The organism is Helicobacter mehlei (genome assembly GCF_007280785.1).
Taxonomy (GTDB): domain Bacteria; phylum Campylobacterota; class Campylobacteria; order Campylobacterales; family Helicobacteraceae; genus Helicobacter; species Helicobacter mehlei.
In genome coordinates, this window is sequence record NZ_VKGC01000054.1 from 1 (window position 1) to 1,190 (window position 1,190).

1 pseudogene is annotated in these 1,190 nt (G+C 49.4%); it reads right to left on the reverse strand.

What is annotated here, in order from left to right:
- Nucleotides 1-1,190: pseudogene (locus FNE76_RS08035) on the reverse strand (DUF3519 domain-containing protein); the annotation flags it as partial.

Sequence of the window (1,190 nt, forward strand, 5' to 3'; positions counted from 1 at the left end):
CTAGCTTGCAAGGCGGGTGTGAGATAGGGGGCAAGATTGAGGCTAGGGAAACGCCCATCACGCATTAAGAGATAAAAACTAGGGGCGTTGTGGCTAAACATCTCTTTGAGGGTTTTAAACTCTGCGGGCTCTAAAATCTTTTGGGCGTGGTTTAAGGCTTCTGCTAGGTTTAATGTGGGCGTGTTGCGCGCCACATGGGCTAAGAGGGCTAAGCTAGGTTCTTCCACGCTGGGGCTTGCACTGCCCCTATCTAATATCTTGGCCAAACGATTGGTCAGAGTGGCCGCGCTGGTGTGCTCAACTCTCAAAATAGGGTCTAAATTCTGGGGCGTGATATAGGCATCATACTTGCCCAAAGCACTCACTAGCATATCCCCTATGCTATCAATGCGCTTTTCATTGCTCGCGGCGGCCAAGTTAATGATTTCTTGCTTATCTAAGCCCTCTTTGGGCGTGCGCATTAAGAGTTCATCGCTTTTAAGTGTGGTGTTGTAATGCTCTAAAACAGCCCTCTCATACGCCTCTCTGCTTTGTGGGCTAAATTCTTGCATCCCCTTAGCCCTGTGGTTACCCGCTATGACTTGCCCATCGCTTAAAATAATGGGGAGATCATCAAAACCGCCTCTATTAAACACCATCGTGGGCTTAAAATCTTTAGCGATTTCCTCTATGCGTTGGGGGTTGGTCTGTGTGCGGGTCTGTGTGCCCACACCGGCGGCTAGATTGGGTTTAACATCCTTTGTTTTGACAATGACAAAATCTAGCGGGTAAATGCGCGCATCATCTAGGCTAACAGAACTGCTATAGCCCTTTAGCTTGGTCATGGGGATATCTTCCCCTATTTCTAGGTTTATATCATTCTGTTTCCCCCCTGCGCTGGCTTGCTTTTGCTCTTGGGCTTGTTGGTAGTCTTTGGCCGCCTGTGCGCGGCGTTCTTGCTCTTGAGCCTCTCTTTGGGCTTGCTTTTGCGCCTCTAGCCTTTGGGCTTGTGCCTTAGCCTCTTCTCTAGCTTGGCGGGCTTGCACTGCCTGCTGGTGGATATTTAAGGGGCTTGTTGGGGGGGTTGTGGTATTTTGGGGTAACTGGTTTGTAGGAGTTGTGATGTTCCCTTTGCCTGAAGATAAATTATTCCCCTTGCCACCTGAAAAATTAGCGTTCTCACGCAACACAGAATCGGGGCGGTTGTATGC